The following is a 23,346-nucleotide window of genomic DNA, read 5'->3' on the forward strand; positions in this document are numbered from 1 at the left end:
CAGCATCCACACCTGCTTGCCCATTTTTAATAAGTAATCACGCATAACTTATGTGGCTAGCTTACCTTTATCGTCACCCTCGCGAAGGCGGGGGTCCAGTGCTTTTGCAGGCAGCTCTCTGGTTGACCGCTCTGCGCCACAAACCTGGATTCCCGCCTTCGCGGGAATGACGACAGAACCACGCCCTCTCCTGCTCTTTATTGATACTACCTTTACCATCAGGCAACTTCGGATCATAGGGCCGGATGAAGGGATCTGCACCACCGACCGTCATATGACAGGGATGTCATGTGCTGAGCGCCATAGGCGAGTGTGTTTCGCCGAGATGAACTATTTTAATCTGACCGAATATCCAGTGAATATTCGCAGTAGATTAAAATGGTGAATGTCATTAACCCTTACAGCGTGTCGGTGGTACAGACCCTTCGTCCGGCCCGGCAATCTTCACCAAGCACCAAAAGACATCACCGTTGCTGTTAATCTCTTGTCCGTACTTCTCTTCTCGTCGCAAAGAGTCGTGGCAAAAAGTCTTGAATCTTAAAAACAAAAAGGAGCGCCTAAGCGCCCCTTTTGTCATTTAGCAGTCTGCCCTATTCAGGCTTACCGCCTACTCCCACTCAATAGTGGCCGGTGGCTTACCTGAAATATCGTAAACCACGCGTGAGATGCCATCTACTTCGTTGATGATGCGATTAGACACATGGCCTAAGAAGTCATAAGGCAAGTGTGCCCAATGCGCAGTCATAAAGTCGATGGTTTCTACCGCACGCAATGACACTACCCAATCGTACTTACGGGCATCGCCCATAACGCCGACTGAACGTACTGGCAAGAACACGGTGAACGCTTGGCTAACCTTGTTATACAAGTCGTGCTTGTGCAGCTCTTCAATGAAGATAGCGTCGGCGCGACGTAACAAGTCACAGTATTCTTTTTTCACTTCACCCAATACCCGAACGCCTAAACCAGGCCCAGGGAAAGGATGGCGATAGAGCATATCGTACGGCAGGCCTAATTCTAGACCGATGCGACGCACTTCATCTTTAAACAGCTCTTTAAGCGGCTCAACCAAGCCCATCTTCATGTCTGCAGGCAAACCGCCTACATTATGGTGAGACTTAATGACGTGCGCTTTACCGGTGCCAGCACCAGCAGACTCAATAATGTCTGGATAAATGGTGCCTTGCGCCAGCCACTGTACGTCTTTGATCTTGCCGGCTTCTTCGTCGAATACTTCGATAAAAACGCGACCAATGATCTTACGCTTGGCTTCTGGCTCGTCTTCACCAGCCAGTGCCGACAAGAAACGATCCTCTGCAGGCACATGAATAATGTTGAGACCAAAATGATCACCAAACATATCCATTACTTGCTCGGCTTCGTTTAAGCGCAGCAGACCGTTATCCACAAACACACAGGTTAACTGTGAGCCAATGGCGCGGTGCAATAGCATAGCGGTAACCGATGAATCTACCCCGCCAGACAAGCCTAATAATACTTTGTCGCTGCCTACCTGTTCACGAATACGCGCTACAGCGTCATCGATAATAGTGGCCGGCGTCCACAGTGCGTCACAACCACACACGGTGCGGATGAAGTTTTCTAGCATACGTGCGCCTTGGCGCGTATGGGTCACTTCAGGGTGGAACTGCACACCATAAAAATGACGGCTTTCATCAGCCATGGCGGCAAAGGGGCAGCTGGTGGTTTGGGCCATTTTCTCAAACCCTTCAGGCAAGGCCACAACCTTATCGCCATGACTCATCCATACATCAAGCAACGGCTTGCCGTCAGCATCAATGGCATCTTCAATGTTAGCAAGCAAAGCACAGTCGGCTACGCGTTGTACTTGAGCATAACCAAACTCGCGCTCGGTAGAACCAGATACAGACCCGCCTAATTGCTCGGCCATGGTCTGCATGCCGTAGCAAATACCAAATACCGGCACGCCCGCTTCAAACACATATTGAGGTGCACGAGGGCTGTTGGCCTCAGTAACGGACTCAGGACCGCCAGACAAAATAATGCCGTTTGGATTAAAGTCACGGATTTGGGCTTCAGTTACGTCCCACGCCCACAGCTCGCAATACACACCCAACTCCCGAACGCGGCGGGCAATCAGTTGAGTATATTGTGAGCCGAAATCCAGGATCAGGATCCGGTTATCATGAATATTTTTGGTCATCAATTTGCTCTCGTTACTTTCTATTCATTACAAAGACCGCCTGTGGGAGCAGACGGCAATAGAAAAACGGGGGTACACGCCCCCCGTCTACTGCATTTTTAGATTAACCCAACCGGTAGTTAGGTGCTTCTTTGGTGATGGTTACATCATGCACGTGCGATTCTTGAATGCCCGCGCCGGATATCTTAACAAATTCTGCTTTGGTGCGCAGGTCATCTATGGTCGCACTGCCAGTTAATCCCATGGCACTGCGTAAACCGCCCATTTGCTGATGAATAATCTCTTTCAGCTTACCTTTATAAGGCACTCGACCTTCAATACCTTCCGGCACTAGCTTATCGGCAGCATTGTCAGTCTGGAAATAACGGTCGCTTGAGCCTTTGCTCATGGCGCCTAAGGATCCCATACCACGGTACGACTTAAAAGAGCGGCCTTGGAATAATTCAATTTCACCGGGTGATTCTTCGGTACCCGCAAACATCGAGCCCATCATCACGCAGTTAGCACCAGCGGCTAACGCCTTGGCAATGTCGCCAGAAAAGCGAATACCGCCATCGGCTATCACCGGCACACCTAATTCTTTTAGCGCTTCAACCGCATCGGCAACCGCAGTAATTTGTGGCACACCACAGCCGGTGACAATACGCGTAGTACAAATAGAGCCAGGACCTATACCCACTTTAACGGCACTGGCGCCGGCTTTTGCCAACGCTAAGGCACCGGCGGCGGTCGCTACGTTGCCACCAACAATGGCCAAGTCAGGAAAGGCCTTGCGGGTTTCACGAATGCGCTCGAGTACGCCTTCGGAGTGACCGTGCGAAGAGTCAATTAACAGTACGTCTAATCCGGCATCGACTAACGCCTGAATACGCTCTTCGTTACCCGGCGCCGCACCCACAGCCGCACCTACGCGCAAACGACCTTGGTCATCTTTACAGGCATCAGGCTTGCTTTCGGCTTTTTGGAAGTCTTTGGCGCTGATCATACCGGTCAATTTGCCATTGCGGCCCACTACCAATACTTTTTCAATGCGGTGTTGTTGCATTAGCGCTTCAACTTTATCGCGAGGAGCACCGGCATTCACCGTCACCAAGCGGGCTTTTTCAGTCATCACTTGATCGACGCGCTTGCTCATGTCTTGCACAAAGCGCATGTCTCGACCGGTAATAATACCCACTAGCTCACCACCGGTGGTGACGACGGGGTAACCGGCAAAGCCGTTGATTAGGGTTTGTTCGCGCACTTCACCAATAGTCATCTCGGGGCGTACGGTTACGGGATCTGAAACCACTCCACTTTCAAATTTCTTTACCTTGCGCACTTGAGCGGCTTGGGCTTCTATCGACATATTCTTATGGATAAAGCCAATGCCACCTTCTTGCGCCAGCGCAATCGCAAGATCGGCTTCGGTGATGGTGTCCATAGCAGCAGAGACAATGGGAATGTTGAGGGTTATGTCTTTTGTAAGGCGAGTACGCAGGTCTGCGGTGTTGGGAAGCACGGTAGAATGGGCTGGAACCAGCAGTACATCATCGAAGGTCAGGGCGTCTTGAATTATCCTAAGCATTGCAATATTCACCATAGTTGGGGGGTAAAAATATTGCAGTAGAATTTTAGGCATGTCGGCCCTCTCGGTAAAGCGATTTTTGTTATTTTGGTGAATTAAAGGCAAAATAGTGATGAAAACGCCTTACCTTTACATAAAGATACTCATTAGAGGCCATTTTGCAGCAAGATAAGTTAACAGATGTGTATACCGTCACTCGGCTGAATAGACATGCCCGGATGTTGCTAGAAGGTGAAATGGGCTCGGTGGCGCTGAGTGGCGAAATCTCCAACTTGGCCACGCCCAGCTCGGGTCATTGGTACTTTTCCCTTAAGGATAATCAGTCGCAACTGCGTTGTGCCATGTTTCGTGGCAATAACCGCAGCGTGGCTTTTCGCCCTAAAAATGGCGATCAGGTGCTTATCTTTGGCAAGGTGACCTTATATGAGCCCAGAGGCGATTATCAGCTGGTCGCCAATACTATGGCGCCCGCCGGTGAAGGCTTGCTGAAGCAACAATACGAAGCCCTTAAGCAGCGTTTAGCCGCCGAGGGTTTGTTTAATACCGAGCTCAAACAACCACTACCGCCCCACCCCACACGCATTGGTATTATCAGCTCGCCTACGGGGGCGGCCTTACACGATATTTTAAGCGTATTAGCGCGCCGAGCCCCACACTTGCAGGTGATTATTTATCCTAGTCAGGTACAAGGTGACATTGCCGCCGCGCAGTTAATCTCGGCATTAGAAACGGCAAACCGCCGCGCAGAGACCGATGTATTAATATTGGCCCGCGGTGGTGGTTCGTTAGAAGATTTATGGAGCTTTAACGACGAACGGCTGGTGCGTGCTATTGCCGCTTCTCACCTGCCGGTAGTGAGTGCCGTGGGGCATGAGGTGGACTTCACCTTAAGTGATTTGGTGGCCGATTTACGCGCCCCCACGCCCTCTGCAGCCGCCGAGTTGATCAGCCGCGATGGTAATGCCCAGCTGCTACAATATCAGCAGTGGCAACAGCGCTTGCAGCAAGCACAACGCCGTTTTATTGCCCAAAGCAATAACCAACTGGCTCGCCTCAGTGCCCGTTTGCAGTTACAGCACCCTCGCCAGCAACTGCAACAACAGGCACAACAGCTCGATCAACTGCAGGCTAGGTTACACCGCGCACTCAAGCAGCGCCTTACTCAGGCCCAGCAGCGCCTAAGCAATGGTCAGTTGCGCTTGCAACACCAACACCCTGCGTCACGGTTGCAAAGTCGTCAGCTGCAGCTTAACGGCTTACAGCAGCGCCTTAGCGCCTCATTGAAAGCCAAGCTAGATAATCGAGCCCACCAGTTGGCCCTCGCCGGTTCACGCCTCAATGCCATGAGCCCGCTGGCCACGTTGTCTCGGGGTTACAGTATTACCCTGCACCAAGAGCAGGTGTTAACCGATACTCGACAGCTACAACCAGGCGACGCCATCACGACTCGACTGGCCAACGGCGAGATAGTAAGTCGGGTAGAGCAAGTGCTACATCAAAAATAGCGCCCGGCTAAATCAAAACGGGGGTTATTTTTATGCCGTCTTCCTGACGCAGGTCAGGATCTCGCGTTAGGCTTTAATACTAAGTGCGAGATATCGGGGCCGTCATGCTGGGCCACGACTCGGTACCGATATGACGGCATAATGCAAAGTACAGCTTTAAGCCATACGCTGTACGCCGTAAGTTAAAAACCAATACCGTCTCTTTTACTGACGGCGTACGGCTAAAAGCGTACCGCTCTTATTAATTAACACTTAACTCTGGGGTCTGTTGACCTTTCGCGGTTAAGTTTTGTTCGAGTTAAACGCGTTTTTATCGCGGCGAGTGGGTTGTAGCCTAGTCATTCTAAGCAAAGCCCGCTCAACGAAGAGAACAACGCGTTTAGCCGAACCCAAAGGGCAGCGCTTGTGGCGCCTTTATCCTGCGTTAGCGCAGATTGAAGGAGAATAACTACGTGGCATAAACACAGCCTTGTATAAAGACGCCACAAATTGCTGCAAAAATCATCTCGAAAGGTCAACAGACCCTAGTGTGTTTGCAAAGCAGCTGTATGCCCTGGCGCTGCCAGACGGCAGTCCGTTTCGGGCCGAGATCTCGCAAGAGGTGCTTAGAGTCACCGAGGACAGCAACTGGGCTAACATTCGCGCGGCTTACCTAGGCAAAGAATAAGTCCTTAGGGCAGCTGTCTGCGATAAACCTTCAGCTGCCTAATAAAAACCAACCTAAACGCCTTTTGCCACGGAATACACGGAAGTACACGGAAAAATTAAGCTCAGATAGGACGAAAAATGCCAAAGGATGTTATTGGTAAGAGCAAAATATAACGACTGGCTAAATCAAAAAACGGTATTGGTCTTTAATTTATACCAATCTAAGTAAGTCTGTGATCTGTTTTGAAGTTGAGCGCTAAGCAGTCCGGCATCACTTATATGGATTCAGGGACTAGCTTCTCTTTATCGTCACCCTCGCGAAGGCGGGGGTCCAGTCTCTTTGCATGCGCTACTTAGGCTGACAGTTCTGCGCCCTGGGCCCTGGATTCCCGTCCCCGCCTACGCGAGGATGACGTTCCTTCGGGAATGACGACAGAACCACACCTGTTAAGCGGCATTACTTAGAGGTACATAGGTCAGCTTTTAAGAGCTAATATTTATCCAAGTAAAAGCACAAAACAAATGGTAAATACCCACGCCCCCCGAACATAGGGTCACCTTATTTAGGCAAGGAGTATTCGACCTCTTTAGGCCGAGCTATGGTTTTGGGTCGATTGAAATCGACCCTTGATCAGGATGGCTCCTTGTTTTTTGTAGGGGCGAATTCATTCGCACAATGGTGGTGGCACGGCCTAAAAGAGACCAACCTACAAAACTAACGTGAGACATTGACACCCAACAGAGTATCTACAGAAGACATAAAAATCTGATCAGATTTTTACTTAGATTGGTGTGCCTTGTCTGCATTAAACCGACAAAAAAGGAGCCTGAAGGCTCCTTTTTTTGTTGCTGATTTCTCTTCCAGCTTATCGCTTACGGCTTTACCAACCGGTGACTTCGCGCAGTGCGCTGCCAATGTCGGCCAGCGATCGCACGGTTTTAACACCCGCGTCTTCAAGTGCCGCAAATTTCTCATCGGCAGTCCCTTTACCACCAGAGATAATTGCCCCCGCGTGCCCCATGCGCTTGCCTGCAGGTGCGGTTACACCGGCAATGTAAGACACTACTGGCTTGGTGACATGGTCTTTAATATAGGCTGCCGCTTCTTCTTCGGCGGTACCGCCAATTTCACCAATCATCACAATGGCTTCGGTGGCAGGGTCTTTTTCGAACAACTCAAGAATGTCGATAAAGTTTGAACCCGGAATAGGGTCACCACCAATGCCCACACAGCTTGACTGTCCGAAGCCTTCGTCTGTAGTTTGCTTCACGGCTTCATAGGTTAAGGTACCTGAGCGTGAAACAATGCCCACGCGACCTTTGCGATGAATGCTGCCGGGCATAATGCCGATTTTGCATTCATCTGGCGTGATCACGCCGGGGCAGTTAGGACCAATCATGCGCACGCCGGTTTGCTCTAGCTTCACTTTTACGTCCAGCATATCCAGCGTCGGAATACCTTCGGTGATACACACAATCAGCTCGATGCCGGCGTCTATGGCTTCTAAAATCGCGTCTTTACCAAACGGAGCAGGCACATAAATAACGGTCGCAGTGGCTCCCGTTACTTCAACGGCTTCACGCACAGTATTAAACACCGGCAAGCCTAAGTGGCGAGTACCGCCTTTACCCGGTGATACACCGCCGACCATTTGCGTACCATATTCAATGGCTTGTTCAGAGTGAAAGCTGCCCTGGCCGCCAGTGAAACCTTGGCAAATAACCTTGGTATCTTTATTAATCAGAATGCTCATTTTATTATTTCTCCTGTGCGGCGTGAACGACGCGTTCGGCGGCATCGCTCAAGCTGGTGGCGGCAATGATATTAAGGCCAGACTCGGCAAGCTTGGTGGTGCCCGCTTGGGCATTGTTGCCCTCTAACCGCACCACAACCGGCACGGTGACGCCCACTTCTTTAACCGCACCAATAATGCCGTCGGCTATCATGTCGCAACGCACTATGCCGCCGAAAATATTCACCAGCACCGCTTTTACATTGTCGTCAGAGAGAATAATTTTAAAGGCTTCTGTTACGCGCTCTTTGGTGGCACCGCCCCCTACATCGAGGAAGTTGGCTGGTGAGCCGCCGTGGAGGTTAACGATGTCCATGGTGCCCATGGCAAGGCCGGCACCATTCACCATACAACCTATGTTGCCATCCAGCGCCACATAGTTCAGCTCCCACTTCGCCGCATGGGCTTCGCGAGCATCGTCTTGCGAGGGATCGTGCATATCTTGCAGCTCAGGCTGGCGATACATGGCGTTGGAGTCGATATTGATTTTGCCGTCTAGACACAATAAATCACCGGCTTTAGTAATAATCAGCGGGTTGACTTCAAGCAAGGCAAAATCTAGGTCCAAGAACATTTGTCCCAGACCTAAGAAAATTTGAGTGAACTGTTTAATCTGTTTGCCTTCTAGACCCAGCTTAAAAGCCAGCTCTCGGCCTTGATAAGCTTGTGGCCCCACTAACGGATCAATCGCCGCTTTGTGGATCAGCTCTGGCGTTTCTTCCGCCACTTTTTCTATTTCAACACCACCTTCGGTAGAGGCCATAAAGACCACTCGGCGGGTACTACGATCAACTACAGCGCCTAGATAAAGCTCTTGGTCTATTTCGCTGCAGGCTTCCACTAATATTTTAGCCACCGGCTGACCTTTAGCATCCGTCTGGTAAGTCACCAGATTTCTACCTAGCCAGTACTCGGCAAACTCTCTTATCTCTTCTTTAGTTTGAGCCAATTTAACGCCGCCAGCCTTACCTCGGCCACCAGCATGAACCTGACACTTAACGACCCACTTATTACCACCGAGCTTACTGGCGGCTTCCACTGCTTCCTGTGGATTGTCACACGCATAGCCTTCTGATACGGGTAAACCGTATTCAGCAAACAGTTTCTTTGCCTGATATTCATGCAAATTCATGTTGTGTTTCCATTTTATTGGGTTTCAGAGTAAAAAGAAGGCCGGACCTTAGCCCGACCTTATTATTATTATGAGTTACACATCTAACAGTAATCGCGTTGGATCTTCGAGTAGCTCTTTAATCGACACTAAGAAGCTAACTGACTCTCGACCATCAATCATGCGGTGGTCGTATGACAGCGCCAAATACATCATCGGCTGAATAACCACTTCACCATTAACCGCCATCGGTCTGTCTTCAATCTTGTGCATGCCTAAAATGGCACTTTGTGGCGGGTTAATAATCGGCGTAGACATCAAGGAGCCAAACACACCGCCGTTGGTAATTGTAAAGTTACCACCGGTCATGTCGTCTACGGTTAATTTACCGTCACGGCCTTTGATAGCCAGCTCTTTGATGGTTTTTTCGATGTCAGCCAGGCTTAGGCGATCACAGTCGCGCAGCACAGGTGTTACCAAACCACGAGGCGTAGATACCGCTATGCTCACATCAAAATAGTTGTGATACACGATATCTTCACCGTCTAACGAGGCGTTTACTTCAGGGAATCGCTTGAGTGATTCCACCACTGCCTTTACATAGAAAGACATAAAGCCTAAACGCACACCGTGGCGCTTTTCAAACACCTCTTGGTACTGCTTACGCAGCGCCATAATCGGGCCCATGTTCACTTCATTAAACGTGGTTAACATGGCGGTAGTGTTTTTCGCTTCCAGCAGACGTTCGGCTACGCGCTTGCGCAAACGGCTCATGGGTACACGCTTTTCGGTACGCTCACCCAGAGGCACCTCAACAACGGCCTTGGCAGCAGCTGGTGCTGCTTTTTTGCCGCCATCTTTGATAAAGGCTTCTACATCTTCTTTAGTAATGCGTCCGCCTTTGCCAGAACCAGATACTTTAGCAACATCAACGTTGTGCTCAGCCACCAAGCGGCGTACCGCTGGGCTTAGGCTGTCATCATCGCCTTTACTATCAGCTTTGCTGTCGGCTTTATCGTCTGCTTTGGCATCATTAGAAGCGGTTTTTTCTTTAGTCGCTTCACCGGCTACTGCACCAACTTTAAGTCGACCAATCAGCTGCTGGCCCAATACGGTGGCACCAGCATCTTCAATAATCGCTTCCAAAATACCCGCTTCAGGAGCTGGCACTTCAAGTACAACTTTATCGGTTTCAATGTCGACGATCACTTCGTCACGCTCAACCCTGTCTCCAGGTTGTTTGTGCCAAGTGGCGATAGTGGCATCGGCAACGGACTCTGGTAAGTCTGGAACCTTGATCTCGATGGTCATCAATATGTCCTTAATGCGTTAAGCTTGTGTCAGCGTCAGTGCGTCTTCGACCAGCGCTTTCTGTTGTTGTAAGTGTACCGAGGTATAACCTACCGCCGGTGAAGCCGAAGCCTCACGACCGGTATAACGCAAACTCGCCCCAGCAGGGATAGCTGCGCGGAAATGGTGCTGGCTGCAATACCAGGCTCCCTGGTTTTGCGGCTCTTCCTGACACCAAGCAAAGTCGGTTACATGCTGATAATCTTCGAATATTGCAGCAACCTCTTCTTGTGGGAAGGGATATAGCTGCTCAATTCGGATAATGGCCACATCCGTTTGTTCATTCTTGCGTCGTGCGTCTAGCAAATCGTAATACACCTTGCCCGAGCACAGCACTACACGTTTCACGCCTTTGGGATCTAGATCATCTATTTCGCCAATCGCGTTCAAGAAAGTGCCGCTTGCCATGGTTTCTAGGTCAGATACCGCCAGTGGATGGCGCAATAATGACTTAGGCGACATCACCACTAATGGTCGACGCATGGGGCGCAACACCTGACGGCGCAGCATGTGGAATACCTGAGCCGGTGTAGTGGGTGCCACCACTTGCATATTGTGCTCGGCGCACAGTTGCAAATAACGCTCTAAACGGGCACTCGAGTGCTCGGGTCCCTGACCTTCGTAGCCGTGAGGTAGCAGCAGCGTTAAACCGCACATACGGCCCCACTTTTGCTCACCAGAACTCACAAACTGGTCAATTACTACCTGGGCGCCGTTGGCAAAGTCACCAAACTGAGCTTCCCAAATAGTCAGACCGTCGGGCTCGGCGGTGGCATAGCCATATTCAAAGGCCATAACCGACATTTCACTTAATACCGAGTCATACACCTGAAATTCGGCTTGCTTTTCCGAAAGATGACGCAGTGGCGTATAGGTACTGGCATCGTTTTGATTGTGCAGTACCGCATGGCGGTGGAAGAAGGTACCACGACCCGAATCTTGACCAGTGAGGCGTACTTCATAGCCGTTATCGCACAAGGTGGCATACGCCAACACTTCGGCAAAACCCCAGTCCGCCAGTTTCTCGCCTTTGGCCATCAACTTACGGTCGTCGTAGATTCGGCCCACTTGGCGTTGCAAAGTATGGCTGTCAGGATAATCAGTGACGCGCTCGGCTAGATCTTTTAGCTTATCAAGATCGTAACTGTCGTCGTAGGCCATATCCCACTCGTGATTCAGGTACGGAGCCCAATCAACGGTGACCTTCTCCATTGAACGCCATTCTTTTACCACACACTCGCCGCCATCCAGCGCATCGCGATATTCGTTGATCATCACGGTGGTGTCTTCGGCTGATATAGTGCCATTGGCAATCAGCTTATCGGCATAAATCTTACGTGGTGTAGGGTGTTGCTTAATTTTCTTGTACATCAGCGGCTGAGTCGCGCTCGGCTCATCGGCTTCGTTATGACCATGGCGGCGATAACAAACCAAGTCAATCACCACATCGCGACCAAATTCGTTACGATAATCCAACGCCAACTGAGTGACTTGCACTACTGCTTCCGGATCGTCGGCATTAACGTGGAAAATGGGCGCCTGCACCATTTTGGCAATGTCAGTACAATATTCGGTAGAGCGCATATCTTTAGGGTTAGAGGTAGTAAAACCCACTTGGTTATTGATAACGATACGCACTGTACCGCCCACCCCGTAACCACGGGTCAGCGACATATTAAAGGTTTCGGCTACCACACCCTGACCGGCAAACGCCGAGTCACCGTGAATGGTAATTGGCAACACCTGACGACCGTCTGGGTTAGACAAGCGGTCCATGCGCGCGCGCACCGAGCCAATCACCACCGGGTTTACTATTTCAAGGTGGGATGGGTTAAATGCCAACGCTAAATGTACGCTGCCGCCCGGCGTTTCAAAGTCGGAGCTAAAGCCCATATGGTATTTTACGTCACCAGAGCTCTGGGTCTCGTATTTACCGGCAAAGGCATCAAACAAGTCTTGTGGACGTTTGCCCAGCACGTTAACCAGCATATTCAAACGGCCACGGTGGGCCATGCCGATCACGACTTCCTGACCACCGTTTTCACCAAAGCGTCGGATCAACTCTTTGGTCATGGGCACCAGTGCATCGCCGCCTTCTAGCGAGAAGCGCTTAGCACCGGGAAATTTAGCTCCTAGGTATTTCTCTAGGCCTTCGGCCGCGTTTAAGCTCTCTAAAAAGCGCAGCTTATCTGCTTGGCTAAATTTAGGCTCGCCTACCACTGTCTCAAGTTGGCTTTGGATCCAGCGCTTTTCGCGGGTGCTGGTAATGTGCATATATTCTGCACCCACAGAGCCGCAGTAGGTCTTTTTCAGAGCCGAAACCAAGTCGCTCAACTTCATGGTTTCTTGGCCAATGGCGTAAGAACCCACGTTAAAAGTGGCGTCTAAATCTGAGCCAGTCAGATTATGGAACGCGGGGTCCAGCTCGGCAACAGCATTGCGGTTCCACAGGTTAAGCGGGTCGAGATTTGCATTCTGATGGCCACGAAAACGATAGGCGTTAATCAGCTGCAGAACTTTAACCTGTTTGGCATCCGTATGGGGATCACTCACCGGCGTCGCATAACGCGAGGTATCTTTGGCAAGCCGGCGGAAGTAATCTCTTACTTGTGAATGAGGCTGATCGGGTGCGCCATCCTTTTGCGCCGGCAGTTCACTAAACACGGTTTGCCATTGCTCAGGAACCGACTCCGGATCAGCAAGATAATCCTCGTAAAGGTCTTCTACATAGGTCGCATTGGCACCGGCCAGGTAAGAGGATTCCAGCCAGGCTTGCATAACGCCATTGTGCATTTTTATCCCTTTATAACGTCTCGACAGGGCTACTGTCGTTGGGTCATCGTGTAAACGCCGCCCTAGTGGACGGCGAATTATTCTGCGGTTCGACTAAACTGACCGCTTCAATAGCATGGACTTAATACTACCAATTGCTTTGGTGGGGTTCAGCCCTTTAGGGCACACATCCACACAGTTCATAATGCCATGACAGCGGAACACGCTAAACGCATCATCCAGATTGGATAAACGTTCATCGTCACCAGTATCACGACTATCCGATAACCAACGATAGGCTGCCAGCAAACCGGCGGGGCCGATAAACTTCTCTGGGTTCCACCAGAAAGACGGGCAAGCCGTTGAGCAACAAGCGCACAAGATGCACTCGTAAAGTCCGTCTAGCTTAGCTCGCTCTTCCGGTGACTGAAGGTGCTCACGTGCCGGTGGCAATTTTTCATCGGCAATTAAGAACGGCTTTATTTTTTCCCACTGCGTGTAGAACTGGGTCATATCAATGACCAAGTCCCGCACTACCGGCAAGCCAGGTAAAGGACGAATAACGACCTTATTGCCCTTACCCTGCTTAAGCAAGTCAGATAATGGCGTGATACATGCCAAACCGTTTTTGCCGTTCATGTTCATGCCATCGGAGCCACAGACTCCTTCGCGGCATGAGCGACGAAACGACAAGCTCGGCTCTTGCTCTTTTAATGCCAACAACGCATCCAGCACCATCATATCGGAGCCTGCGGCCACCTCAAGCTGATAGTCTTTCATATACGGCTTGGAATCGGTTTCTGGGTTATAACGATAAACTGAAATAGTAACTTGCATCTTTATCCCCTCCCCTTAGTAAGTCCGCGCTTTTGGCTCGAATGCTTCACGATGATTCGGTGACAGATTCACAGGCCGCGTGCTCATAGACTCGGTGTTAGGGCTGTACAAGGAATGGCATAACCAGTTTGCATCATCACGATCCGGGTAATCGAATCGAGAGTGAGCGCCCCGACTTTCGGTACGGAAATTTGCCGCAACCGCGGTTGCGTAGGCCGTTTCCATCAGGTTATCCAGTTCTAAGCACTCAATACGCTGGGTGTTAAAATCTTTGCTAGTGTCATCTAAACGGGCATTTTGCAGGCGCGCGCGGATTTTTTTCAGCTCAGCCAAGCCTTCTGCCATGGCATCGCCTTCACGGAATACCGAGAAGTTATGCTGCATGCACTGTTGCAAGTCTTTCTTAATTTGTACCGGATCTTCACCGTCACGGTTATTTTCCCAACGGTTATAACGGGCCATCGCCGCATCAATGTCGGCTTCGGTGGCGTCTTTAACGTCACTGAGTTCTTGCAACGCTTCCACCAAGTGGCGACCCACGGCACGACCAAACACCACTAAGTCGAGTAGTGAGTTACCGCCTAAGCGGTTAGCTCCGTGTACCGATACGCAGGCAATTTCGCCGACGGCAAACAAGCCTTTCACTGGGGTGTCGTTGCCGTCGGCATCTTTACCCAGTGCTTGACCATTCACATTAGTCGGCACGCCGCCCATCATATAATGACACGTAGGAATAACCGGAATCGGCTCAACCACAGGATCGACGTGAGCAAAGGTGCGCGACAGTTCACAAATACCCGGTAGGCGTGACTCAAGTACGTCTTTGCCTAAGTGATCCAGTTTCAGCTTCAGGTGCGGACCCCAAGGACCATCGCAGCCGCGGCCTTCACGAATTTCAATCATCATCGAGCGTGCTACTACATCACGGCTGGCCAAGTCTTTGGCATTGGGCGCATAGCGCTCCATGAAACGTTCGCCATCTTTGTTTAGCAGATAACCACCTTCACCACGGCAACCTTCGGTTACCAAGGTACCCGCGCCGGCAATACCGGTGGGGTGAAACTGCCACATTTCCATGTCTTGTACTGGCACGCCAGCACGCAGCGCCATGCCAACACCGTCACCGGTGTTAATATGTGCGTTGGTAGTAGACTGGAAAATTCGACCGGCGCCGCCAGTGGCTAAAATAGTGGCTTTGGCTTTAAAGTACACCAACTCGCCGGTTTCAATGTCGATAGCGGTGCAACCGACCACGTCGCCGTCTTCATTTTTAACCAAATCTAGTGCATACCACTCCGAGAACACGGTGGTTTTGTGCTTCACGTTTTGCTGATACAAGGTGTGCAGCAGCGCATGACCGGTACGGTCTGATGCAGCAGCGGTGCGTGCCGCCTGTTCGCCACCAAAATTCAGTGACTGACCACCAAAGGGGCGCTGATAGATTTTACCGTTGTCGAGTCGAGAAAAAGGTAAGCCCATTTTCTCAAGTTCGAGCACGGCTTCGGGGCCGCTTTGACACATAAATTCAATCGCGTCTTGGTCACCGATATAATCGGAGCCCTTAACGGTGTCGTACATGTGCCATTCCCAGTTATCTTCATGGGTATTACCCAAAGCGACCGTGATGCCACCTTGGGCTGACACGGTATGAGAACGAGTTGGAAATACTTTAGACAATAGCGCACAGCTTTTGCCCGACTCAGCTATTTGTAGTGCAGCACGCATGCCGGCACCACCGGCGCCGATTACTACGGCGTCAAATTCGCGAATGGTAATAGTCACCTTATACACCCCACAGTACGACGATACCGGTTAATACATAAACCAGCAGTAACACCACCACCCCAAACTGCGCAGCACCACGTAGCATGGCGCACTTCACATAATCGGATAGTACCTGCCAGGCGCCAATCCAGGCGTGAATTAACACGCTCAGCAGCGCCAGTAGCGTAAACACCTTGGTAGAAGTTTTAGCGAAAAAACCCGCCCATACGTCATAAGTAATGTCGTTAAAGGCGATAAACCCTACCAGATAGAGGGTATAGAAGGTCATAATGACCGCCGTTACGCGCAACAACATAAAGTCGTGCGAGCCACTGCGCCCAATGCTTGCAGAATTAGTTACCATACCATTATCCCCGCTAGCAGTGACAACACGCCAGTTATCCCCAGTGCCACCTTGGCACTTAGCGCCCCTGACTCCAGCTCTTCACAGTAGCCTAGGTCCATGATTAGATGACGGATGCCACCGACTATGTGGTAGGCTAGCGCAGTTAAAATCCCCCACATAATAAACCAGACGAAAAAGCCGTCGAGTATATCCACAACTGCCAAGAATCCCTCTCGTGAAGAAAGCGAATAGCTTAACAGCCAGAGTAGGATAGCGAGTGCGAATAGTGTGATAACGCCGGAAACCCGGTGCAGGATAGAAGAAATTGCAGCGACAGGTTGGCGGATAGTCCGTAGATCGAGGTTTACAGGTCTCTGTTTTTTAGTCACGGTCTTGCCCACTTGGCTCATTTGAGCACGTTAGTTATTGTTTTATATAGACATAGCCCAGATATACAATATGAGAATATAAAACAATACTTGGTTGAAGTTAGATTGCTTGAAGCCCGTCACACTTCTACCTCATAGTTTTTTAAATACTCCCACAACTGCTTTATATACCTTCGCAGCCAGTATATGAAGGGAAAAATACAATTACAACGAAGTGCTTGAGCCAATTACCAAATCTGTAAAGCCGATCGCACAACGAGGCCTGCAGTTGCTTTTGGCTGCTAGGTAAATTGACATTACCCCCCAGTTCTGTTTTCAATATGCCCGCACCATAGGATGCATTAGTAGTTAAACATTGATTTAAACTATGTAAAAATGCTTACCTGCGGACCTATTATAAAAAATCGAAGGAGACGTGCTATGGCTGACAAAAAGGCCACCCTGCATTTGCCCGGCCAGGAACCTATTGAGCTTCCAATCGCCTCAGGCACAGCTGGTTATGATGTAATCGATATCAGCACATTAGGCTCACATGGGTACTTTACCTACGATCCTGGTTTTATGGCAACGGCATCCTGCCAGTCCAATATTACCTATATCGATGGCGATAATGGTATTCTGCTGTACCGTGGTTACCCTATCGAACAGTTGGCAAAAAGCGCCAACTATCTGGAAGTATGCTACCTGCTGCTGTACGGAGAAGCCCCCACCGCCAAGCAGTTTGAGAAGTTTCAGCACAACATCATGCGCCACACTATGGTGCACGAGCAGCTGTCGTCCTTCTTCAAAGGCTACCGCCGTGATGCACACCCTATGGCTATTGTGTGCGGTGTTATTGCCGGGTTATCGGCCTTCTATCACGATCCGATGGATATTACCGATCAGTCGCACCGTGAAATTGCCGCACATCGCATGATTGCCAAGCTGCCTACCATAGCGGCCATGGCGTATAAGTATTCTATCGGCCAGCCGTTCGTTTACCCACGTAACGACGTGAGCTATGCCGGGAATTTCTTGCAAATGATGTTTGCGGTACCGTGCGAAGACTACAAGGTTAACCCGATTGTTGAGCGCGCCATGGACCGCATCTTTACCTTGCATGCGGATCACGAGCAGAACGCTTCAACCTCTACAGTGCGCTTAGCAGGCTCGAGTGGTGCTAACCCGTTCGCTTGTATTGCTGCTGGCATTGCATCGCTGTGGGGGCCCGCTCACGGCGGTGCTAACGAAGCCTGCTTGACCATGCTAGAAGAAATTGGCTCAGTGGACCGCATTCCTGAGTTTATTGCACGTGCTAAAGACAAAGATGACCCGTTCCGCCTAATGGGCTTTGGTCATCGGGTATACAAAAACTTTGACCCTCGAGCCACGGTTATGCGTGAGACTTGTCACGAAGTGTTGGACGATCTCAAGATTGAAGATCCGCTGTTGGACGTGGCTATGGAGCTGGAGCGCATTGCGTTGTCTGACCCCTACTTCGTTGATCGTCAGCTGTATCCGAACGTCGATTTCTACTCCGGCATTGTGCTGAAAGCCGTAGGCATCCCTAGCAGTATGTTCACCGTGATCTTCGCGCTGTCTCGTACCGTGGGTTGGATGTCACATTGGAACGAGATGATGTCTGATTCTAAGCAAAAAATCGGTCGTCCGCGCCAATTGTACACCGGTGCTCCCGAGCGTGATTTTCACACTCAGGTAGAGAAATAACCGCCAGCTTAATCGCCAGCGCGCAAAAAGGCCGACATGCAAATGTCGGCCTTTTTTTTGAAATGTAGTGCCCTGCGCCCAGCTAGATCAAAACCTAAAACCTTTTTTGCCACGGAATCCACGGAACCCACAGAAAAATTAAGATGAGATAAAAGCGAAAAGTGCCCTTATACCAACCAGGAAAGCTAACTGATCCAATTTTCATGTCTTCTGTAGATACTCTGTTGCGTACGTTAGTTTTGTAGGTTGGTCTCTTTTAGGCCGTGCCACCATTATTGTGCGAATAAATTCGCCCCTACAAAAAACAAGGAGCCACCCTGATCGTAGGGTCGATTTCAATCGACCAAAAACCATAGCACGGCCTAAAGAGGTCGAATATTCCTTGCCTAAATAAGGCGATCCTACGCTCGCGGTGGGTTGGTATTTAGGTGGCCATATTCACTTTTTTAGCACTCACCTTTAATAGGTTTTTAATGCTAGTGCGAGATACCGAGTCGTGGCCCGGTATGACGGATAAACAAACAAAAACACCGAGCCCATCACAGGCTCGGTGTTTTATTTTTAGCGCTGGGCGCTCGGCGCTGGTTTACTCAGCCGAATGCTCAATCATCATTTCACCGGCTTTGTCGACCATGTTGCAAGAGCCGATAAAATACGGAGTACGCTGGTGTAACTCGGTAGGCTTAATTTCCATGATACGACGGAAGCCATCGGTGGCCTTACCACCGGCCTGCTCGGCCATGAATGCCAGCGGATTACACTCATACAATAAGCGCAACTTGCCATTTGGCGAGTTGGTGCCCGACGGATAAATATAAATACCGCCCTTAAGCATATTGCGATGAAAGTCAGAGACTAAAGAGCCGATATAACGTGAGGTATACGGGCGTCGGGTGGCATCATCTTTTTCTTGGCAGAACTTAAGGTACTGTTTCACGCCTTCAGGGAAGCGGATGTAGTTACCTTCGTTGATCGAATAAATATGACCCTGCTCAGGAATGCGAATATTCTCGTGAGACAAGCAGAATGAGCCCAAGGTGGGGTCATAAGTAAAGCCATGTACGCCATTACCGGTGGTATAAACCAACATGGTAGAAGAGCCATACACTACGTAACCTGCGGCGATTTGATTCACACCTGGCTGCAAGAAATCATCAATAGTAACCGGCTGACCCGGCTCACTAACGCGGCGGTAAATCGAGAAGATAGTGCCTACCGATACGTTAACGTCAATATTAGAAGAGCCATCAAGCGGGTCCATTAACACTATGTATTTAGCGTTACACTGGCGCTCATCATCGAAGCCCACAAAGTAGTCTTCTTCCTCAGAGGCAATGCCACATACTTCGCCACGGGCTTCTAGCGCCGCTTTAAAGACGTCATTGGCAAACACATCCAGTTTCTGCTGTGCTTCACCCTGTATATTGTCGCTGCCTGCACTACCACCAATAATGTCAGTCACCAGACCGGCACGATTAATTTCCCGGTTAACCACCTTGGCGGCACGACGGATAGAAGACAGCAGCGAGGACAACTCGCCACTGGCGCTGGGGTATTCAGCTTGGTTCTTAATGATGTATTCACCCAGGGTAATCATAATCTTCCTCGAACGTTTTTTGAGACGTTAACCGCCATAACTGCGGGGCAAATACACCCCGTTCATTTTTAATATAAAGCTGGTTACAAAGTTTTTGCTGGAGCCAATTGCTGGCGTACCGCTTCTAAATCGGCAGGGGTATCAACCCCCGGCGGCGGTACTTCACAGGCATCGGCTAAGGCTATCGACTCGCCATGCCACAACACCCGTAACTGTTCTAATTTTTCTAACTGCTCAAGCGGACTAACCGGTAAAGCCAAATAATGGCGAATAAAACCCGCTCGGTAGGCATAAATACCAATATGACGCCGACAATGACTTAGGTCTGGGGCCGTCGCGGCCATGCCGTCGCGGTCAAAGGGGATACCTGAGCGGCTAAAATAAAGCGCTCGACCCTGAGCATTGCTCACGACCTTAACCACATTAGGGTCGTGTAGCTGCTCGACATGCTCTAATGGCGTGGCCAGCGTGGCCATGGGGGCATCGCTATTGGCCAGCAAGGCGGCGACCTGATCCACAAGCGCCGGTGGTAACAAGGGTTCATCACCTTGTACGTTTACCACTATTTCGTCGGCGGCTAGTGCCAAGCGCTCGACCACTTCCGCCAATCGCTCGGTGCCCGACTCATGATGTGCGCTGGTCATCACCACTTCGACCCTGGTGTTCGCCAGTGCATCGCTGATACGGGTATCGTCGGTGGCCACCACCACCCGCTGTGCACCACTTTTTTGTGCCTGCTCAGCCACCCACAAAATCATCGGCTTACCGTGAATATCGGCCAACGGCTTACCCGGCAGCCGCGTGGAGCTAAAACGGGCAGGAATAACCACTACAAAGCTCATGCGGGCAACTCGTCTAGGCTCAGCTTGCGCGCGCGATTTTCTAACAATACCGGAATATTTTCGGTAATGGGGTAAGCAAGTCGGTCGAAACGGCACACTAATTCGTTATGAGCACGGTCTAGCTGCAGTTTTCCTTTGCATACCGGACAGGCAATAATTTCCACCAGTTTAGCGTCAATCGCCATCGTGTAGCTCCTTAAGTCGAGTTAACAGCACATTTTCAAATGCTGCTGGTAATTGCGCGTCTACCGGCAAATACCACGTATTAGGGTGACCACCGGGCCATTTAACGGCATCTTTTTCGGTGATCAGCAAAGGGAGTGATTGTAAATGTTCAAGCTGTTCGGTCACCACCGCCTTATGGTCGGCAAGAGCCAAACGTTGCTCTAGTATAAAGCCCTGCTGCTCTAGGGTGGTAAAAAATCGTGGCGGATGGCCAATGCCTGCCAGCGCATGCACTCGGCTCTTAGCTTTAGGCACTGCTTGAGGTGTATCCGCCATGGTCGTCGACGGCACGGGCATTAAATTTCCCGGTGCTAAGGTCATTAAAAACTCACCATCCACCAGCGGACCACCATTATTAATAATGGCGTCCACCTTATTCAATCGCCATTGGCCTTCGCGTAACGGGCCCATCGGCAGTAAATAGCCGTTACCAAAACGGCGCTTGCCATCCACAACCACCAGCTCGATATCTCGCGCTAGCGCATAATGCTGCAAACCGTCATCACTAATAATAATGTCTGCGCCCACACTGGCCAGCAGTGCCGCCGCATCTGCCCGCTTTGGGCCCACCACCACCGGACAGCCGGTGCGACGATAAATAAGTACCGGTTCATCACCGGCTTGTTCGGCCTGAGTTTCAGGCGTGAGCAACAGCGGATAATGTGCGCTCTTACCACCATAACCGCGACTGATCACCCCAGGGGTATAACCTTGCGCGCGCAACCAGTCTACCAGCCAAACCACCACCGGTGTTTTGCCATTGCCGCCCACGGTGAGGTTACCCACTACAATCACCGGCACAGGGGCCTTGTACTGCGCTTTAAGCCCAAAGCGAAATAAAGCACGACGCAGGCCGCTGATTAAGGCAAACAAGGCCGTGAATGGTGCCAACAGCCAAACCCAAACTGCGCGGTTATACCAGGCTGGCATCATTTTTCGCCATATTGAATACTTCTTAGCTGGGCATAAACACCCTCTTGCGCCAGTAGCTCAAGATGTGAGCCTCGCTCTACCACGCGCCCCTCATCAATCACCAAGATTTCGTCGGCATTTTCAATAGTCGATAAGCGATGAGCAATCACCAGTGCGGTTCTGTCTTTGCGCAGGGCATCTAGTGCAGCCTGAATGTGGCGCTCCGACTCGGTATCCAGCGCCGACGTGGCCTCGTCTAATATCAGCAAAGGCGCATCACGCAGCAAGGCTCGGGCAATGGCCACGCGCTGGCGTTGGCCGCCAGACAAACTAGCGCCATTTTCGCCAATAATGGTGTCGTAGCCTTGCTCTAGTTTGCTAATAAACTCATCAGCATAGGCCACCTTAGCCGCCGCTATTATCTGTTCACGACTGTATTCACCTTCGGCCGCATAGGCAATGTTATTCGCAATGGTGTCGTTAAACAGATGTACCTGCTGCGATACCAAGGCAAATTGTCGCCTTAAGTCGCTGAGTTTATATTCGCGTAAATCGACACCATCGAGGCGAATTTCGCCTTCGTCAATGTCGTAAAAGCGCGTTAACAAACTGGCAATGGTACTTTTACCTGAACCCGAGCGCCCGACTAAGGCAATAGTTTTACCCGGCGTTAGCGAAAAGCTCACCTCTTTTAAGGCTGCGGTTTCTTTGGTGGGGTAAGTAAAGCCCACTTGGTCGAACTCAAGAGTACCCGTGGCTCGTTTTAAAGGGCGAGTGCCGGTATCACGTTCGCCATCACTGTCGAGCAAGGAAAATAGGCTTTGGCACGCAGAAATACCGCGCTGATAAGAGGCGTTAAGTTGAGTCAGGCTCTTTAGCGGGCGCATAAGCATAAACATAGCGCCTAACACGGCAATAAAAGTACCAGGCGTAATTTTATCTAACATGCCATCGAAGTTGATCACCACAAACAAGGCAGCTAGTGCGCTAGAGGCAATTAATTGTACTAATGAGGTGCCAATAGCATTGGTCGCCACCATTTTCATGTTCTGTTGGCGTACTGTATTGCTGACCTTATGAAAACGCCCCGACTCCACCTTTTGGCCATTAAACATCAGTACTTCTTTATGGCCTTTTAGCATTTGTTCGGTGCTGCTAGTGATGTCGCCCATGGCGTCTTGCATGCCGCGGCTTAAACGACGAAAGCGACGGCTAATCACCGCAATCATCACCCCTACCACCGGGCCCACCACAAAAAATACCAGCGACAACTGCCAAGAGTAGTAAAACATCAACACCAGCAACCCAATTACGGTAGCCCCTTCACGCACCAAGGTCACTAAGGTAGAGCTGGCCGCCGAAGACACCTGCGAGGCGTCGTAGGTCACTTTCGACAACAGCGTGCCGCTGTTATGGCGATCAAAAAAGGCCACTGGCATATTCATTAGCTTGCCGAACACCTCTTGTTGCAGTGACAGCACCACATGATTACCCACCCACGCCATGCAAAAGCTGGAGAGAAAGGAAAAGAGTCCCATTAAAAAGAACATCCCCAGTATATACACCGGCATGCCTTGTAACATTGCAGGGTCTTGCCCAGTAAAACCATCATCAATCAGCGGTTTTAAAACCGAAATAAAAATAGTGTTCACTGCCGCATAGCCCACCATGCCAATAACGGCGGCCAGCAAACCGAGCTTACGATCCTTCACATAACCCAATAACCGCTTAAGTATCGGCCAGGATGAAGTGTGTGCATCTTGGGACATAAGGTCTCTACCTTGAAAAACGAGACG

At 50.5% G+C, this 23,346-nt stretch carries 18 protein-coding genes; 3 read left to right on the forward strand and 15 right to left on the reverse strand.

Features of this window, described 5'->3' with window-relative positions; all coding sequences use genetic code 11:
• Positions 1 to 607: 607 nt before the first annotated feature.
• Both guaA and guaB read right to left on the reverse strand, forming a co-directional pair.
• Positions 608 to 2,185 carry a glutamine-hydrolyzing GMP synthase gene (gene guaA, locus ACFQ1C_RS09555; protein ID WP_379558371.1) on the reverse strand — a complete coding sequence of 526 codons (1,578 nt, stop codon included), beginning with the start codon at positions 2,183 to 2,185 and terminating at the stop codon, positions 608 to 610.
• A 103-nt stretch (positions 2,186 to 2,288) separates the two neighbouring features.
• Positions 2,289 to 3,752 carry an IMP dehydrogenase gene (gene guaB / locus ACFQ1C_RS09560; RefSeq protein ID WP_379558372.1) on the reverse strand — a complete coding sequence of 488 codons (1,464 nt, stop codon included), beginning with the start codon at positions 3,750 to 3,752 and terminating at the stop codon, positions 2,289 to 2,291.
• A 158-nt stretch (positions 3,753 to 3,910) separates the two neighbouring features.
• On the opposite strand from guaB, the gene xseA reads away from it, so the two are divergent.
• Positions 3,911 to 5,257, forward strand: a complete 1,347-nt coding sequence (xseA, locus tag ACFQ1C_RS09565) for an exodeoxyribonuclease VII large subunit (protein WP_379558373.1) — start codon at positions 3,911 to 3,913, stop codon at positions 5,255 to 5,257.
• A 529-nt stretch (positions 5,258 to 5,786) separates the two neighbouring features.
• Positions 5,787 to 5,924, forward strand: coding sequence for a hypothetical protein (locus ACFQ1C_RS09570; protein ID WP_379558374.1), 138 nt, complete (start codon positions 5,787 to 5,789; stop codon positions 5,922 to 5,924).
• Between the two features lie 862 nt (positions 5,925 to 6,786).
• Here the strand turns inward: ACFQ1C_RS09570 and sucD are convergent.
• The 8 genes from sucD to sdhC form a co-directional block, all read right to left on the reverse strand.
• Positions 6,787 to 7,659 (reverse strand): succinate--CoA ligase subunit alpha, encoded by an 873-nt coding sequence (gene sucD, locus ACFQ1C_RS09575; RefSeq protein ID WP_379558375.1) that lies wholly within the window; start codon positions 7,657 to 7,659, stop codon positions 6,787 to 6,789.
• 4 nt (positions 7,660 to 7,663) lie between these two features.
• Positions 7,664 to 8,830: an ADP-forming succinate--CoA ligase subunit beta gene (gene sucC, locus ACFQ1C_RS09580; RefSeq protein ID WP_379558376.1), complete on the reverse strand. Its 1,167-nt coding sequence runs from the start codon at positions 8,828 to 8,830 to the stop codon at positions 7,664 to 7,666.
• A 75-nt stretch (positions 8,831 to 8,905) separates the two neighbouring features.
• Positions 8,906 to 10,120, reverse strand: coding sequence for a 2-oxoglutarate dehydrogenase complex dihydrolipoyllysine-residue succinyltransferase (gene odhB / locus ACFQ1C_RS09585; protein WP_379558377.1), 1,215 nt, complete (start codon positions 10,118 to 10,120; stop codon positions 8,906 to 8,908).
• Between the two features lie 18 nt (positions 10,121 to 10,138).
• Positions 10,139 to 12,952, reverse strand: coding sequence for a 2-oxoglutarate dehydrogenase E1 component (gene sucA, locus ACFQ1C_RS09590; protein ID WP_379558378.1), 2,814 nt, complete (start codon positions 12,950 to 12,952; stop codon positions 10,139 to 10,141).
• A gap of 93 nt (positions 12,953 to 13,045) precedes the next feature.
• Complete coding sequence (locus ACFQ1C_RS09595; RefSeq protein WP_379558379.1) at positions 13,046 to 13,768, reverse strand: succinate dehydrogenase iron-sulfur subunit; 723 nt, start codon at positions 13,766 to 13,768, stop codon at positions 13,046 to 13,048.
• A 15-nt stretch (positions 13,769 to 13,783) separates the two neighbouring features.
• Positions 13,784 to 15,550, reverse strand: a complete 1,767-nt coding sequence (gene sdhA, locus ACFQ1C_RS09600; protein ID WP_379558380.1) for a succinate dehydrogenase flavoprotein subunit — start codon at positions 15,548 to 15,550, stop codon at positions 13,784 to 13,786.
• A 1-nt stretch (position 15,551) separates the two neighbouring features.
• Complete coding sequence (gene sdhD / locus ACFQ1C_RS09605; protein WP_379558381.1) at positions 15,552 to 15,896, reverse strand: succinate dehydrogenase, hydrophobic membrane anchor protein; 345 nt, start codon at positions 15,894 to 15,896, stop codon at positions 15,552 to 15,554.
• A complete protein-coding gene (gene sdhC, locus ACFQ1C_RS09610) occupies positions 15,890 to 16,288 on the reverse strand; it encodes a succinate dehydrogenase cytochrome b556 subunit (protein ID WP_379558382.1) in 399 nt (132 codons plus the stop codon). Before sdhC ends, sdhD begins: the two co-directional genes overlap by 7 nt.
• 399 nt (positions 16,289 to 16,687) lie before the next feature.
• Between sdhC and ACFQ1C_RS09615 the strand changes: the two genes are divergently transcribed.
• Complete coding sequence (locus ACFQ1C_RS09615) at positions 16,688 to 17,974, forward strand: citrate synthase (protein ID WP_379558383.1); 1,287 nt, start codon at positions 16,688 to 16,690, stop codon at positions 17,972 to 17,974.
• A gap of 586 nt (positions 17,975 to 18,560) precedes the next feature.
• On the opposite strand, the gene fbp is transcribed toward ACFQ1C_RS09615, so the two are convergent.
• From fbp to msbA, 5 genes are all read right to left on the reverse strand, one after another.
• Complete coding sequence (fbp, locus tag ACFQ1C_RS09620; RefSeq protein WP_379558384.1) at positions 18,561 to 19,571, reverse strand: class 1 fructose-bisphosphatase; 1,011 nt, start codon at positions 19,569 to 19,571, stop codon at positions 18,561 to 18,563.
• An 83-nt stretch (positions 19,572 to 19,654) separates the two neighbouring features.
• Positions 19,655 to 20,413 carry a 3-deoxy-manno-octulosonate cytidylyltransferase gene (gene kdsB, locus ACFQ1C_RS09625; protein ID WP_379558385.1) on the reverse strand — a complete coding sequence of 253 codons (759 nt, stop codon included), beginning with the start codon at positions 20,411 to 20,413 and terminating at the stop codon, positions 19,655 to 19,657.
• Positions 20,410 to 20,598, reverse strand: coding sequence for a Trm112 family protein (locus tag ACFQ1C_RS09630; protein WP_188629502.1), 189 nt, complete (start codon positions 20,596 to 20,598; stop codon positions 20,410 to 20,412). The genes kdsB and ACFQ1C_RS09630 overlap by 4 nt, the downstream gene beginning before the upstream one ends.
• Positions 20,588 to 21,568: a tetraacyldisaccharide 4'-kinase gene (gene lpxK, locus ACFQ1C_RS09635; protein ID WP_379558412.1), complete on the reverse strand. Its 981-nt coding sequence runs from the start codon at positions 21,566 to 21,568 to the stop codon at positions 20,588 to 20,590. Before lpxK ends, ACFQ1C_RS09630 begins: the two co-directional genes overlap by 11 nt.
• Positions 21,568 to 23,319 carry a lipid A ABC transporter ATP-binding protein/permease MsbA gene (gene msbA / locus ACFQ1C_RS09640; RefSeq protein WP_379558386.1) on the reverse strand — a complete coding sequence of 584 codons (1,752 nt, stop codon included), beginning with the start codon at positions 23,317 to 23,319 and terminating at the stop codon, positions 21,568 to 21,570. Before msbA ends, lpxK begins: the two co-directional genes overlap by 1 nt.
• Between the last annotated feature and the right edge of the window lie 27 nt (positions 23,320 to 23,346).

Source organism: Oceanisphaera ostreae (genome assembly GCF_042676125.1).
GTDB lineage: Bacteria > Pseudomonadota > Gammaproteobacteria > Enterobacterales > Aeromonadaceae > Oceanimonas > Oceanimonas ostreae.